The sequence below is a fragment of the Streptomyces sp. NPDC097107 genome (genome assembly GCF_044762405.1).
GTDB classification, from domain to species: domain Bacteria; phylum Actinomycetota; class Actinomycetes; order Streptomycetales; family Streptomycetaceae; genus Streptomyces; species Streptomyces thinghirensis.
Genome location: NZ_JBIWEF010000010.1, coordinates 258,757 through 273,833, shown reverse-complemented (window position 1 = coordinate 273,833; position 15,077 = coordinate 258,757). Strand labels below are relative to the sequence as shown.

Genomic DNA, 15,077 nt, shown 5'->3' with positions numbered 1-15,077 from the left:
GGGTCACAGGCCCATGTTCTTCGCGATGATCATCTTCATGACCTCGCTGGTGCCGCCGTAGATGCGGTTGACGCGGTTGTCCGCGTACAGGCGGGCGATCGGGTACTCGTTCATGTAGCCGTAGCCGCCGTGCAGCTGGAGGCAGCGGTCGATGACGCGGTGGGCGACCTCGGTGGTGAACAGCTTGGCGCTGGCGGCCTCGGCGGGGGTCAGCTCGTCGGCGTCCAGCGCCTCGGTGGCGCGGTCGGCGACGGCCTGGGCGGCGTCGACCTCGGCCTGGCAGGCGGCCAGCTCGAACTTGGTGTTCTGGAAGTGGGCGACCGGCTTGCCGAAGACGGTGCGCTCCTGCACGTACTGCTTGGCGAACCGGACGGCGGCGGCGGCCTGGGCGTAGGCGCCGAAGGCGATGCCCCAGCGCTCGGAGGCCAGGTTGCGGCCGAGGTAGGAGAAGCCCTTGTTCTCCTCGCCGAGCAGGTCCTCGACGGGCACCTTGACGTCGACGAAGGCCAGCTCGGCGGTGTCGGAGGTCTTCAGGCCCAGCTTGTCCAGCTTGCGGCCGACCGAGTAGCCCTCGGACTTGGTGTCCACGGCGAACAGGGAGATGCCGTGGCGGCGGTCCTCGGCCGTGGGGGCGGCGGTGCGGGCGCAGACGATCACCTTGTCGGCGTGCACGCCGCCGGTGATGAAGGTCTTGGCGCCGTTGAGCACGTAGTGGGTGCCGTCCTCGCTGAGCTTGGCGGTGGACTTCATGCCCGCGAGGTCGGAACCGGTGCCCGGCTCCGTCATCGCGATGGCCCACATCTCCTCGCCGCTGACGAACTTCGGCAGGAAGCGCTTCTTCTGCTCGTCGGTGGCGAGCATCTTGATGTACGGCAGGGCGAGCAGCACGTGCACGCCGGAGCCGCCGAAGGTGACGCCCGCGCGGGCGGTCTCCTCGTAGTGGACGGCCTCGAACTTGTGGCTGTCCATGCCCGCGCCGCCGTACTCCTCCGGCACGTTGATGCCGAAGATGCCCAGCTCGCCGAGCTTGTAGTAGAACTCGCGCGGCGCCTGGCCCGCGGCGAACCACTCGTCGTAGACGGGGACGACCTCGGCCTCGATGAAGGCGCGCAGGGTCTCCCGGAACGCCTCGTGGTCCTCGTTGAACACCGTACGGCGCACCGCGCCACCTCCAGGGTACGTATCTAAGCGCTTGCTCAGACTTCACCGTACCGGCGGGTAGGGGAGGGCGTCCAGGGTGGGACGCGGGTAACCCTCGTCACTCCCCGGCACCCCTCCTCCCCCGGCACCCCCTCCTCCCCCGCACCCCCTCCGCCCTCACCCCTCTCCTCCCTCGCGACCCTCCTCCCTCGCGACCCTCAGTCGGCGGCCACCGCCGCGAACGCCCCCCGCGCCATCCGGTGCAGGAGCGTCGCCGTCGCGGCGCGGCCCGGCAGGGATCCGGGGCGGCCCAGGTGCGGGGTGGAGTTCAGCAGGCCGAAGACCGAGTGCACGGCCGAGCGGGCGCTCGGTTCCGGCACCGCCGGGTAGACCTGGCGCACCACCCCGACCCACAGCTCGACGTACTGCCGCTGGAGCTGCCGCACCATCTTGCGGTCGGCGTCCCGGAGGCGGTCCAGCTCGCGGTCGTGCAGGGTGATGAGCGGGCGGTCGTCGAGTGCGAAGTCGATGTGCCCCTCGATGAACGAGTCGAGGACAGCCTCGGGACCCGCCTCTGGACCGGTCACCCCGTCCGCCTCCGCCAGCCGCCGCTTCGCGCCGGTCAGCAGCGAGTCGCTGATCCCGACGAGCAGCTCGGCGAGCATGGCGTCCTTGCCGGCGAAGTGCCGGTAGAGGCCGGGGCCGCTGATCCCGACGGCGGCGCCTATCTCGTCGACGCCGACACCGTGGAAGCCGCGCTCGGCGAAGAGCCGGGCGGCCTCCTTGAGGATCTGCTCGCGGCGGGTGGGGGCGTCGGTTCTCGTGGCCATGAAGTCAATTCTAGACAGGAAGGTTAGCGGTCGTTAACCTGGAGGAAATGCGTTAACGCTCATTAACTGATCGACCATCGGTGAGGGGACCGCAGGATGCACGAGGCACCGGAGCTGACGACGGCGGCAGATCCCGCCTCCGAGGCCTTTCGGGCCAACGAGGAGGCGCACCGCGTCCTCGTTCAGGAGCTGCGCGCCAAGCTCGCGGCGGCCCGGCTCGGCGGCGGCGAGCGGGCGCGGGCCCGGCACACCGCGCGCGGCAAGCTGCTGCCGCGCGACCGCGTGGACACGCTGCTCGATCCGGGCTCGCCGTTCCTGGAGCTGGCGCCGCTCGCGGCCGACGGGCTCTACGACGGACAGGCCCCGGCCGCCGGCGTCATCGCCGGTATCGGGCGGGTGAGCGGCCGGGAGTGCGTGATCGTCGCCAACGACGCCACCGTCAAGGGCGGCACGTACTACCCGATGACCGTGAAGAAGCACCTGCGGGCCCAGGAGGTGGCGCTGGAGAACCGGCTGCCGTGCCTGTACCTCGTCGACTCGGGCGGCGCCTTCCTGCCGATGCAGGACGAGGTCTTCCCGGACCGCGAGCACTTCGGGCGGATCTTCTACAACCAGGCCCGGATGTCCGGCGCGGGCATCCCGCAGATCGCGGCCGTCCTCGGCTCCTGCACGGCGGGCGGCGCGTACGTCCCCGCGATGAGCGACGAGGCGGTGATCGTCCGCAATCAGGGGACGATCTTCCTGGGCGGCCCGCCCCTGGTGAAGGCGGCCACCGGTGAGGTGGTCACGGCGGAGGAGCTGGGCGGCGGCGAGGTCCACTCGCGCGTGTCCGGCGTGACCGACCACCTGGCCGAGGACGACGCGCACGCGCTGCGGATCGTGCGGCAGATCGTCTCCACGCTGCCCGGGCGCGGCAGACTCCCGTGGGGCGTGGAGCCCGCCGTCGAGCCCAAGGTCGACCCGCACGGGATGTCCGGCGCGGTCCCGGTCGACTCCCGCACCCCCTACGACGTACGAGAGATCATCGCGCGGGTGGTGGACGGCTCCAGGTTCGCGGAGTTCAAGTCCGAGTACGGGCAGACCCTCGTCACCGGCTTCGCCCGCGTCCACGGCCACCCGGTGGGGATCGTCGCCAACAACGGCATCCTCTTCTCCGAGTCGGCCCAGAAGGGCGCCCACTTCATCGAGCTGTGCGACCAGCGCGGCATCCCGCTGGTGTTCCTGCAGAACATCTCCGGGTTCATGGTCGGCAGGGACTACGAGGCCGGCGGCATCGCCAAGCACGGCGCCAAGATGGTGACGGCGGTGGCGTGCACGCGCGTGCCGAAGCTGACGGTCGTGGTCGGCGGGTCGTACGGCGCGGGGAACTACTCGATGTGCGGGCGGGCGTACTCGCCGCGCTTCCTGTGGATGTGGCCGGGCGCCAAGATCTCCGTCATGGGCGGCGAGCAGGCCGCGTCCGTACTGGCCACGGTCAAGCGGGACCAGCTGGAGGCGCGCGGGGAGGGCTGGCCGGCCGAGGAGGAGGAGACCTTCAAGGCGCCGATCCGTGCGCAGTACGAGCATCAGGGGAACGCCTACTACGCGACCGCCCGCCTGTGGGACGACGGGGTGATCGAGCCCGCCGACACCCGGCAGGTGCTGGGCCTGGCCCTGACCGCCTGTGCCAACGCGCCACTGGGCGACCCCCAGTTCGGCGTCTTCCGGATGTGAGGAGGGGACTCGATGGGAAGCGCGATGGGGAGCTCGATGTTCGACACGGTACTGGTGGCCAACCGCGGTGAGATCGCGGTGCGTGTCATCCGGACCCTGCGCTCGATGGGCGTGCGCTCGGTGGCGGTCTTCTCCGACGCCGACGCGGACGCGCGGCACGTGCGGGAGGCCGACGAGGCGGTACGGATCGGCCCGGCGCCGGCGGCGGAGAGCTACCTCTCCGTCGAGCGGCTGCTTCGGGCGGCGGCCCGGACGGGGGCGCAGGCCGTCCACCCCGGGTACGGCTTCCTCGCCGAGAACGCCGGTTTCGCGCGGGCCTGCGAGGAGGCGGGGCTGGTCTTCATCGGACCGCCCGCCGACGCCATCGCCCTGATGGGCGACAAGATCCGCGCCAAGGAGACGGTGCGGGCGGCCGGGGTCCCGGTGGTGCCCGGCTCCAGTGGTAGCGGGCTGACGGACACGCAACTGGCCGACGCCGCCCGCCAGATCGGCACGCCGGTGCTGCTGAAGCCGTCGGCCGGTGGTGGCGGCAAGGGCATGCGGCTGGTGCGGGACGCCGCCGTGCTCGCCGACGAGATCGCCGCCGCCCGCCGCGAGGCCCGCGCCTCCTTCGGCGACGACACGCTGCTCGTGGAGCGGTGGATCGACCGGCCCCGGCACATCGAGATCCAGGTCCTGGCCGACGGCCACGGGAACGTCGTGCACCTGGGCGAGCGCGAGTGCTCGCTGCAACGCCGGCACCAGAAGATCATCGAGGAGGCGCCGAGTGTGCTCCTCGACGAGGCGACCCGTGCCGCGATGGGCGAGGCGGCCGTGCAGGCGGCGCGCTCCTGCGGTTACCGGGGCGCGGGCACGGTGGAGTTCATCGTGCCGGGCAGCGACCCCTCGCAGTACTACTTCATGGAGATGAACACCCGCCTCCAGGTCGAGCACCCGGTGACCGAGCTGGTCACGGGAGTGGACCTGGTGGAGTGGCAGCTGCGGGTGGCGGCGGGTGAGGAGCTGGGCTTCGCCCAGGCGGACGTCCGGCTGACCGGACACGCGGTCGAGGCCCGGCTGTGCGCCGAGGACCCCTCGCGCGGCTTCCTCCCGTCCGGCGGCACGGTGCTGCGCCTGCACGAGCCCGAGGGCGACGGCGTCCGCACCGACTCGGGGCTCAGCGAGGGCACCGAGGTCGGCAGCCTCTACGACCCGATGCTGTCCAAGGTGATCGCGTACGGCCCCGACCGCGCCACCGCCCTGCGCAAGCTCCGGGCGGCCCTGGCCCGGACGGTGACGCTGGGCGTGCAGACCAACGCCGGGTTCCTGCGCCGGCTCCTCGCGCACCCGGCGGTGGTGGCGGGCGAGCTGGACACCGGGCTGGTGGAGCGCGAGGTCGACGCTCTCGTCACCACCGACGTGCCCGAGGAGGTGTACGAGGCGGCGGCGGCCGTACGGCTGGACGCGCTGCGTCCGCGCGGGGACGGCTGGACGGACCCGTTCTCGGTGCCGAGCGGCTGGCGGATGGGCGGCGAGCCGAAGCCGGTCGCCTTCCACCTGCGGATCACCGACCCGGTGGAGCACACCCCGCGCGGCTCCCACACCGTCACCGGCGACCACGTCGCCGTCACCCTGGACGGCGTCCGGCACACCTTCCACCGCGCCGCCGACTGGCTCGGCCGCGACGGCGACGCCTGGCACGTGCGCGACCACGACCCGGTCGCCGCCTCCCTCACCGGCGCCGCCCACGCGGGCGCCGACTCGCTGACCGCGCCCATGCCGGGCACGGTGACGGTGGTGAAGGTCGCCGTCGGCGACGAGGTGGCCGCCGGGCAGAGTCTGCTGGTCGTGGAGGCGATGAAGATGGAGCACGTCATCTCCGCCCCGCACGCGGGCACGGTCGCCGAGCTGGACGTGGCGCCGGGCACGACGGTCGCCATGGACCAGGTACTGGCGGTCATCACGCCGGCGGAGGACACGGAGGAGACGGCATGAACGCCCCCGAACCGGGCCTGCCCATGGTCGTACCGGCGGGCGGCCTGCCCGCCCGCGTCCGCATCCACGAGGTCGGCGCCCGCGACGGCCTGCAGAACGAGAAGGCGACCGTCCCGGCGGAGGTGAAGGCGGAGTTCATCCGCCGCCTGGCCGCCACGGGGCTGACCACCATCGAGGCGACGAGCTTCGTGCACCCCAAGTGGGTGCCCCAACTGGCGGACGCGGAGCAGCTCTTCCCGGCGGTCGCGGACCTGCCGGTCGACCTGCCCGTCCTGGTGCCGAACGAACGCGGCCTCGACCGCGCGCTCGCGCTCGGCGCCCGCCGCGTCGCGGTCTTCGCCAGCGCCACGGAGTCCTTCGCCAAGGCCAACCTGAACCGGACGGTGGACGAGGCGCTGGCCATGTTCGAGCCGGTGGTGGCGCGGGCGAAGGACGCGGACGGCGTTCACGTACGGGGCTACCTGTCGATGTGCTTCGGCGACCCCTGGGAGGGCGCCGTGCCCGTCGAGCAGGTGGTGAAGGTGTGCCGGGCCCTGCTGGAGATGGGCTGCGACGAACTGAGCCTGGGCGACACGATCGGGGTGGCGACCCCGGGGCACGTGAGCGCGCTGCTCACCGCGCTCGCGGAGGCCGGTGTGCCGGTGAGCGCCCTGGGCGTCCACTTCCACGACACCTACGGCCAGGCCCTGTCGAACACCTACGCCGCCCTGCGGCACGGCGTGACCACCGTCGACGCCTCCGCCGGCGGACTGGGCGGCTGCCCCTACGCGAAGTCCGCCACCGGCAACCTCGCCACCGAAGACCTCGTGTGGATGCTGCGCGGCCTCGGCATCGACAGCGGGGTCGACCTCGGCTCTCTCGTCGCCACCAGCGTCTGGATGGCCGCCCACCTGGGCCGACCCAGCCCGTCCCGCACCGTACGAGCCCTCGCGGGCTCGGGCGCCGACTCCCACCAGGAGCAGTGACAGCCATGGACCACAAGCTCTCCCCCGAACTCGAGGACCTCCGCCGCACGGTGGAGGCGTTCGCCCACGACGTCGTGGCGCCCAAGATCGGTGATTTCTACGAGCGGCACGAGTTCCCGTACGAGATCGTCCGGGAGATGGGCCGCATGGGCCTGTTCGGCCTGCCGTTCCCGGAGGAGTACGGCGGCATGGGCGGCGACTACCTCGCCCTCGGCATCGCCCTGGAGGAACTGGCCCGGGTCGACTCGTCGGTGGCCATCACGCTGGAGGCGGGCGTCTCGCTGGGCGCGATGCCGGTCCACCTGTTCGGCACCGAGGAGCAGAAGCGCGCGTGGCTGCCCCGGCTGTGCTCGGGTGAGATCCTCGGCGCCTTCGGCCTGACCGAGCCGGACGGCGGCTCGGACGCGGGCGCGACGCGGACGACGGCCCGCCTGGACGCGGAGACGAACGAGTGGGTCATCAACGGCACCAAGTGCTTCATCACCAACTCCGGCACCGACATCACGGGCCTGGTGACGGTCACGGCGGTCACCGGCCGCAAGCCGGACGGCCGTCCGCTCATCTCGGCGATCATCGTGCCGTCCGGCACCCCGGGCTTCACGGTGGCCGCCCCCTACTCGAAGGTCGGCTGGAACGCGTCGGACACCCGTGAGCTGTCCTTCTCCGACGTCCGGGTCCCGGCGGCGAACCTGCTGGGCGAGGAGGGCCGCGGGTACGCCCAGTTCCTGCGCATCCTCGACGAGGGGCGCGTCGCCATCGCGGCGCTGGGCACGGGGCTCGCGCAGGGCTGTGTGGACGAGTCGGTCAAGTACGCGAAGGCACGTCACGCCTTCGGCAAGCCCATCGGTGCCAACCAGGCGATCCAGTTCAAGATCGCCGACATGGAGATGAAGGCCCACACGGCCCGCCTCGCGTGGCGCGACGCGGCCTCCCGGCTGGTGACCGGCGACCCCTTCAAGAAGGAGGCGGCACTGGCGAAGCTCTACTCGTCGACGGTGGCCGTGGACAACGCCCGCGAGGCCACCCAGATCCACGGCGGCTACGGCTTCATGAACGAGTACCCGGTGGCCCGCATGTGGCGGGACGCGAAGATCCTGGAGATCGGCGAGGGCACCAGCGAGGTTCAGCGGATGCTGATCGCGAGGGAGTTGGGCCTGGTGAGCTGAGGTACGGGCCGTCCGGGCGGGGCTGGTCGGGGGCTGGTCACAGCCCCGCCCTATGGACAAGATCTGAGGTTAGGCTAACCTACCTTGAACTTGTCCTGCGGACGCTCCGCACCGTTCGAAAGCAGCCACGCCATGTTCAACGCCAGAGCTACCCACCTGACCCGTCGCGGAATCCTCGCCGCGGGCGGCGCACTCGGCCTCGGTGCCGTGCTCACGGCCTGCGGTGACGAGGACGCGAAAAACGGTGGCTCGGACGACGGGACGGCCGCCGCCAAGTCCGGCCCCTGGTCGTTCAAGGACGACCGCGGCACGACCGTGAAGCTGGACGAGGTCCCGGCGAACATCGTCGCCTTCACCGGTGTCGCCGCCGCCCTCCACGACTACGGCGTCCAGGTCAAGGGCGTGTTCGGGCCGACCACGACCAAGGACGGCAAGCCCGACGTCCAGGCCGGCGACCTCGACGTCGGCAAGGTCACCGTCCTCGGCAACGAGTGGGGCAGGCTCAACGTCGAGAAGTACGCCACCCTCGCCCCCGAGGTGCTCATCACCACGACGTTCGACACCGCGGGCACCTTGTGGTCCGTCCCGGAGGACTCCAAGGACAAGATCGCCAAGCTCGCCCCGAGCGTCGCGATCTCCGTCTTCGACCGCCAGCTCACCCAGCCGCTCCAGCGCATGTGGGAGCTGGCCGAGTCGCTCGGCGCGGACATGAAGGCCAGGAAGGTCACCGACGCCAAGGCCGCCTTCGAGAAGGCCGCGGCCCGGCTGCGCGCCGCCGCCAGGGCCAAGCCCGAGATCAGGGTGCTGGCCGGCTCCGCGAGCGCCGAGCTCTTCTACGTCTCCGGCACCAACCTCTCCGTCGACCTGGAGTACTTCAAGGCCCTCGGCGTCAACTTCGTCGAGCCCTCCGAGGCGGCCAAGAAGGCGACCGGCGGCTGGTTCGAGAGCCTGAGCTGGGAGAACGTCGACAAGTACCCGGCCGACGTCATCGTCATGGACGACCGCGCCTCGACCATCCAGCCCGCCGACATCACCGAGGGCACCTGGAAGCAGCTGCCCGCGGTCAAGGCCGGCCAGGTCATCGCCCGCTCCCCCGAGCCGATCCTGTCCTACGACAAGTGCACGCCGCTCCTCGACAACCTGGCCGAGGCGATCGAGAACGCCAAGAAGGTCGGCTGACCTCTCGCCCTCTCCCCCTCCTCCCGGAGCCTTTCATGACGACGGCCGTAGCCGCCCCGTTCCGTTTCTTCTCCCTCCAGGTCGTACGGACGAGGCGGCTCGGCCCGTCTCTGACCCGGGTCACCTTCGCCGGCCCCGACCTGCGCGCCTTCCACTCCGGCGGACAGGACCAGTCCCTGTCGCTGTTCCTGCCGCATCCGGGCCAACCGGAGCCGGCGATACCGATCGAGCTCGGTGACGGCTGGTGGCAGGGGTGGCGCGAACTGCCGGAGGACGTGCGGGCGGTGATGCGCTCCTACACGCTGCGGGGCCTGCGCCGGGACGCCCACGGGGACACCGCCGAGATCGACATCGACTTCGTGCTGCACGGCGTGGCCCCCGGGGCCGCCTTCCAGGCCGGCCCCGCCTCCCGCTGGGCAGCCGACGCCGCCCCGGGCGACCGGGTCGTGCTGCTCGGCCCGGCGATCGCCGACAACCGGGCGATCCGCTTCCGGCCGCCCGAGGACGCCGACCTGGTGGTCATCTGGGGCGACGAGACCGCCGTACCGGCCGTCTGCGCCATCGTCGAGTCACTGCCGCCCGGCACCCGCGCCCGGGTCTGGCTGGAGGTGCCGCACGCCGAGGACGTGCAGGACCTGACGACGGCGGCCGACGCCGAGGTCAGCTGGCTGGTCAGGGACGCCACCAGCGGCCCCGAGGCCACTCTCACCACCCTGCGCGCGGCCCAACTGCCGCCCGCCGGGCGCCCGTACGTCTGGATCGCCGGCGAGTCCGGCCGCGTCAAGCAACTGCGCCGGCACTTCGTGGGCGAACGCGGCATCGACCGCCGCAGCGTCACCTTCGTCGGCTACTGGCGCCAGGGCCTGACGGAGGAACAACTCCGCGATCAGGGCTGACGCCCGGCATCGCCAAGCCTCAACTCACCGTCTGCAACGCCCAGATGATGCGCAAGTGATGACAGTCACGCAGAGGTTCGCGTTTGATCGAAGTTACTTAGGTTAGGCTAACCTAAGTCGAAGCAAGGGCTTCGCCCTCCCCGTCCCCCTCTCGGCCCGTCCCCAACCGGAGGACCCCCGCATGCGCTCGCACCTGCTCAACGACACCACCGCGGAGCAGTACCGCCGCTCCGTGACCGAAGGAGTCGAGCGGGTGGCCGCCAAAATCGCCACCACCGACCGCCCGTTCACCGGCGTCACGGTCGACGCCCTCTCCCCCCGCATCGACGAGATCGACCTCGACAAGCCGCTGCACGACACGACGGCGGTCCTCGACGAGCTGGAGGACGTCTACCTCCGCGACGCCGTCTACTTCCACCACCCCCGCTACCTCGCCCACCTCAACTGCCCGGTGGTCATCCCGGCCGTGCTCGGCGAGGCGGTCCTGTCCGCCGTCAACTCCTCGCTGGACACCTGGGACCAGTCGGCCGGCGGCACGCTGATCGAGCGGAAGCTGATCGACTGGACCACCGCCCGCATCGGTCTCGGCCCGGCGGCCGACGGCGTGTTCACCTCCGGCGGCACCCAGTCCAACCTCCAGGCGCTGCTGCTGGCCCGCGAGGAGGCGAAGACGGAAGACTTCGCCGACCTGCGCGTCTTCGCCTCGGAGGTCAGCCACTTCAGCGTCAGGAAGTCGGCGAAACTCCTCGGCCTCGGCCCCGACGCCGTCGTGTCGATCCCCGTCGACCACGACAAGCGCATGCAGACCGTCGCCCTCGCCCGCGAACTGGAGCGCTGCGCCGCGGACGGCCTCGTCCCGATGGCCGTCGTCGCCACCGGCGGCACCACCGACTTCGGCTCCATCGACCCGCTGCCCGAGATCGCCGAACTGTGCGAGCAGTACGGCGTGTGGATGCACGTGGACGCGGCCTACGGCTGCGGGCTGCTCGCCTCCCTGAAGTACCGGGACCGCATCGAGGGCATCGAGCGCGCCGACTCGGTCACCGTGGACTACCACAAGTCCTTCTTCCAGCCGGTGAGTTCGTCGGCCGTGCTGGTCCGGGACGCGGCCACTCTGCGTCACGCCACCTACCACGCGGAGTACCTCAACCCGCGCCGCATGGTGCAGGAACGTATCCCCAACCAGGTGGACAAGTCCCTCCAGACCACCCGCCGCTTCGACGCGCTCAAGCTGTGGATGACCCTGCGCGTGATGGGCGCCGACGGCATCGGCGAGCTGTTCGACGAGGTATGCGACCTGGCCGCCGAGGGCTGGAAACTGCTCGCCGCCGACCCGCGCTTCGACGTCGTGGTCCAGCCGTCGCTCTCCACCCTGGTCTTCCGCTGCATACCGGCGGCCGTCACCGACCCCGCCGAGATCGACCGCGCCAACCTGTACGCCCGCAAGGCCCTGTTCGCCTCCGGCGACGCCGTGGTCGCGGGCACCAAGGTGGCCGGACGCCACTACCTGAAGTTCACCCTGCTCAACCCCGAGACGACCACGGCCGACATCGCCGCCGTCCTCGACCTGATCGCCGGCCACGCCGAGCAGTACCTGGGAGAGTCCCTTGACCGCGCTTCCTGAAGCCAGTGCCCCGTACGACTTCGTGGGGATCGGCCTCGGCCCCTTCAACCTCGGCCTGGCCTGCCTCACCGAGCCCATCGGCGAGCTGAACGGCGTCTTCCTCGAGTCCAAGCCGGACTTCGAGTGGCACGCCGGCATGTTCCTGGACGGCGCCCACCTCCAGACCCCGTTCATGTCGGACCTGGTCACCCTCGCCGACCCGACGTCCCCGTACTCCTTCCTCAACTACCTGAAGGAGAAGGGCCGGCTGTACTCGTTCTACATCCGGGAGAACTTCTACCCGCTGCGCGTCGAGTACGACGACTACTGCCGCTGGGCCGCGAACAGACTGAGCTGCGTCCGCTTCGGCACGACGGTCACCGAGGTGACGTACGACGAGCGGGACGAGCTGTACGTCGTCGCGACCACGGGCGGCGACACGTACCGCGCCCGCCGCCTGGTCCTCGGCACCGGCACCCCGCCGCACATCCCGGACGCCTGCCGGGGCCTGGCCGGCGACTTCATCCACAACTCCCGCTACGTGCAGCACCGGGCGGAGCTGGTGAAGAAGAAGTCGATCACGCTGGTCGGCAGCGGCCAGTCCGCCGCCGAGATCTACCACGACCTGCTCGGCGAGATCGACGTCCACGGCTACCAGCTCAACTGGGTCACCCGCTCCCCGCGCTTCTTCCCCCTCGAATACACCAAGCTCACCCTGGAGATGACCTCGCCGGAGTACGTGGACTACTACCACGCGCTCCCGGAGCCGACCCGCTACCGCCTCACCGGCGAGCAGAAGGGCCTGTTCAAGGGCATCGACGGCGACCTGATCAACGAGATCTTCGACCTGCTCTACCAGAAGAGGCTCGGCGGTCCCGTCCCCACCCGCCTGCTCACCAACTCGGCGCTGACCGACGCCCGGTACGCGGACGGCACGTACACGCTCGGCTTCCGCCAGGAGGAGCAGGGCAAGGACTTCGAGATCGACACCGAGGGGCTGATCCTGGCCACCGGCTACCGGTACGCCGAGCCGGAGTTCCTCAAGCCCGTCCGGGACCGGCTGCGCTACGACTCCCAGGGCAACTTCGACGTCGCCCGCAACTACGCCGTCGACGTCACGGGCGGCGGCGTGTTCCTGCAGAACGCGGGTGTCCACACGCACAGCATCACCAGCCCCGATCTGGGCATGGGTGCCTATCGCAACAGCTACATCGTCCGAGAGCTGCTCGGCACCGAGTACTACCCGGTCGAGAAGTCGATCGCGTTCCAGGAGTTCAGCGCATGAGCACCACCACCCCCACGGCCGCCGGCATCGGCGCGCTCACCCTCCGCCCCCTCGACCCGCTGAAGGACGCCGAGCTGCTGCACGGCTGGGTCACGCACCCCAAGTCCGCGTTCTGGATGATGCAGGAAGCGAGGCTGGTCGACGTCGAGCGCGCCTACATGGAGATAGCCGCCGACGAGCACCACCACGCCCACATCGGCCTGCACGACGGCGTCCCCGCCTTCCTGATGGAGAGGTACGACCCGGCCCACCGCGAGCTGGTCGGCCTGTACGAGCCCGAGCCGGGCGACGTCGGCATGCACTTCCTGGTCGCCCCCACCGACCGGCCCGTGCACGGCTTCACCCGCGCCGTCATCACCGCCGTCATGGCCGAACTGTTCGCCGACCCGGCGACCGCCCGCGTCGTCGTCGAACCGGACCTCGGCAACAAGGCCGTCCACGCCCTGAACGCAGCCGTCGGATTCGTGCCCGAGCGCGAGATCCAGAAGCCGGAGAAGAAGGCGTTGCTGAGCTTCTGCACCCGCGAGCAGTTCGAGAAGGCGGTGTCCGCATGAGCCTCGCCGACGCCGTCGCCCACCTCTCCCCCGAGCGCTGGGACCAGGCCAACCGCCTCCTGATCCGCAAGGCCCTCGCCGAGTTCACGCACGAGCGGCTGATCACGCCGGAGCAGTCCGCGGGTGACGCGTACGCCGTCCGCTCCGACGACGGCAAGACCGAGTACCGCTTCACCGCCACCGTCCGCGCCCTGGACCACTGGCAGGTGGACGCGGACTCGATCACCCGCCACCGCGACGGCACCGATCTCCCGCTCGCCGCACTGGACTTCTTCGTCGAGCTGAAGGAGTCCCTGGGCCTGAGCGACGCGATCCTGCCCGTGTACCTGGAGGAGATCTCCTCCACCCTCTCCGGCACCTGCTACAAGCTCACCAAGCCGAAGCTCACCTCAGCCGAGCTGGCGGACAGCGGCTTCCAGGCCGTCGAGACCGGCATGACCGAGGGCCACCCCTGCTTCGTCGCCAACAACGGGCGGCTCGGCTTCGGCATCCACGAGTACCTGTCGTACGCCCCGGAGACCGCGAGCCCCATCCGGCTGGTGTGGCTGGCCGCGCACCGCTCGCGGGCGGCGTTCACGGCCGGTGCCGGGATCGAGTACGAGTCCTTCGTACGGGACGAGCTGGGCGAGGCGACCGTCGACCGCTTCCACGGCGTGCTGCGCGAGCGGGGCCTGGACCCGTCCGACTACCTGTTCATCCCGGTCCACCCCTGGCAGTGGTGGAACAAGCTCACCGTCACCTTCGCCGCCGAGGTCGCCCGCGGGCACCTGGTCTGCCTCGGCGAGGGCGACGACGAGTACCTGGCACAGCAGTCCATCCGCACCTTCTTCAACACCTCGCACCCCGAGAAGCACTACGTGAAGACGGCCCTGTCCGTCATCAACATGGGCTTCATGCGCGGCCTGTCGGCGGCGTACATGGAAGCGACACCGGCCATCAACGACTGGCTGGCCCAGCTCATCGAGGGCGACCCGGTGCTGAAGTCGACGGGCCTGTCGATCATCCGGGAGCGGGCGGCCGTCGGCTACCGGCACCTGGAGTACGAGCAGGCCACCGACCGCTACTCGCCGTACCGCAAGATGCTGGCGGCGCTGTGGCGTCAGAGCCCGGTGCCGTCCCTCCGGGACGGCGAGACCCTCGCCACCATGGCCTCCCTGGTCCACGTCGACCACGAGGGCGCCTCCTTCGCGGGCGCGCTGATCGAGCGGTCGGGTCTCGCGCCCGCCGAGTGGCTGCGGCACTACCTGCGGGCCTACTTCGTCCCGCTGCTGCACAGCTTCTACGCCTACGACCTGGTGTACATGCCGCACGGCGAGAACGTCATCCTGGTCCTGAAGGACGGGGTGGTGCAGCGCGCGGTCTACAAGGACATCGCCGAGGAGATCGCGGTGATGGACCCGGACGCGGTGCTGCCGCCGGAGGTCTCCCGGATCGCGGTCGAGGTCCCGGAGGACAAGAAGCTCCTGTCGATCTTCACGGACGTCTTCGACTGCTTCTTCCGCTTCCTCGCCGCGAACCTCGCCGGCGAGGGGATCGTGGAGGAGGACGTCTTCTGGCGGACGGTCGCGGAGGTCACCCGCGAGTACCAGGAGTCGGTGCCGGAACTGGCCGAGAAGTTCGACCGGTACGACATGTTCGCGCCCGAGTTCGCGCTGTCCTGCCTCAACCGGCTCCAGCTGCGCAACAACGAGCAGATGGTGGACCTCGCGGATCCGTCCGGCGCGCTCCAGCTCATCGGGAATCTGAAGAACCCCATCGCGGGCCGCTAGCCG

The 15,077-nt window shown here is 70.7% G+C and carries 12 protein-coding genes; 10 read left to right on the top strand and 2 right to left on the bottom strand.

Annotation, left to right across the window (positions count from 1 at the left end):
• Positions 1-3 precede the first annotated feature (3 nt).
• Together ACIQ1J_RS24910 and ACIQ1J_RS24905 are read right to left on the bottom strand one after the other, a co-directional pair.
• Positions 4-1,161, bottom strand: a complete 1,158-nt coding sequence (locus ACIQ1J_RS24910) for an acyl-CoA dehydrogenase family protein (RefSeq protein ID WP_403560134.1) — start codon at positions 1,159-1,161, stop codon at positions 4-6.
• Positions 1,162-1,358: 197 nt separating this feature from the next.
• The gene (locus tag ACIQ1J_RS24905) at positions 1,359-1,970 is read right to left on the bottom strand and encodes a TetR/AcrR family transcriptional regulator (RefSeq protein WP_403560132.1); all 612 of its coding nucleotides are present in this window, start codon (positions 1,968-1,970) and stop codon (positions 1,359-1,361) included.
• A 96-nt stretch (positions 1,971-2,066) separates the two neighbouring features.
• Between ACIQ1J_RS24905 and ACIQ1J_RS24900 the strand changes: the two genes are divergently transcribed.
• From ACIQ1J_RS24900 to ACIQ1J_RS24855, 10 genes are all read left to right on the top strand, one after another.
• Positions 2,067-3,683 carry a carboxyl transferase domain-containing protein gene (locus tag ACIQ1J_RS24900; protein ID WP_403560130.1) on the top strand — a complete coding sequence of 539 codons (1,617 nt, stop codon included), beginning with the start codon at positions 2,067-2,069 and terminating at the stop codon, positions 3,681-3,683.
• 36 nt (positions 3,684-3,719) lie between these two features.
• The gene (locus ACIQ1J_RS24895; RefSeq protein WP_403560236.1) at positions 3,720-5,657 is read left to right on the top strand and encodes an acetyl/propionyl/methylcrotonyl-CoA carboxylase subunit alpha; all 1,938 of its coding nucleotides are present in this window, start codon (positions 3,720-3,722) and stop codon (positions 5,655-5,657) included.
• Entirely contained in the window at positions 5,654-6,622 is a 969-nt protein-coding gene (locus ACIQ1J_RS24890) for a hydroxymethylglutaryl-CoA lyase (RefSeq protein WP_403560128.1), read from the top strand. Before ACIQ1J_RS24895 ends, ACIQ1J_RS24890 begins: the two co-directional genes overlap by 4 nt.
• A 5-nt stretch (positions 6,623-6,627) precedes the next feature.
• Entirely contained in the window at positions 6,628-7,788 is a 1,161-nt protein-coding gene (locus ACIQ1J_RS24885) for an acyl-CoA dehydrogenase family protein (RefSeq protein ID WP_210963450.1), read from the top strand.
• Between the two features lie 132 nt (positions 7,789-7,920).
• Positions 7,921-8,967 carry an ABC transporter substrate-binding protein gene (locus ACIQ1J_RS24880; protein ID WP_403560125.1) on the top strand — a complete coding sequence of 349 codons (1,047 nt, stop codon included), beginning with the start codon at positions 7,921-7,923 and terminating at the stop codon, positions 8,965-8,967.
• A gap of 35 nt (positions 8,968-9,002) precedes the next feature.
• The gene (locus tag ACIQ1J_RS24875; protein WP_403560123.1) at positions 9,003-9,863 is read left to right on the top strand and encodes a siderophore-interacting protein; all 861 of its coding nucleotides are present in this window, start codon (positions 9,003-9,005) and stop codon (positions 9,861-9,863) included.
• Positions 9,864-10,044: 181 nt separating this feature from the next.
• Entirely contained in the window at positions 10,045-11,487 is a 1,443-nt protein-coding gene (gene desA / locus ACIQ1J_RS24870; protein WP_403560121.1) for a lysine decarboxylase DesA, read from the top strand.
• Positions 11,471-12,751 carry a lysine N(6)-hydroxylase/L-ornithine N(5)-oxygenase family protein gene (locus tag ACIQ1J_RS24865; protein ID WP_403560119.1) on the top strand — a complete coding sequence of 427 codons (1,281 nt, stop codon included), beginning with the start codon at positions 11,471-11,473 and terminating at the stop codon, positions 12,749-12,751. The genes desA and ACIQ1J_RS24865 overlap by 17 nt, the downstream gene beginning before the upstream one ends.
• Positions 12,748-13,305, top strand: a complete 558-nt coding sequence (locus ACIQ1J_RS24860; protein ID WP_403560117.1) for a GNAT family N-acetyltransferase — start codon at positions 12,748-12,750, stop codon at positions 13,303-13,305. Before ACIQ1J_RS24865 ends, ACIQ1J_RS24860 begins: the two co-directional genes overlap by 4 nt.
• Positions 13,302-15,074 carry an IucA/IucC family protein gene (locus ACIQ1J_RS24855; protein WP_403560115.1) on the top strand — a complete coding sequence of 591 codons (1,773 nt, stop codon included), beginning with the start codon at positions 13,302-13,304 and terminating at the stop codon, positions 15,072-15,074. The genes ACIQ1J_RS24860 and ACIQ1J_RS24855 overlap by 4 nt, the downstream gene beginning before the upstream one ends.
• Positions 15,075-15,077: the final 3 nt, after the last annotated feature.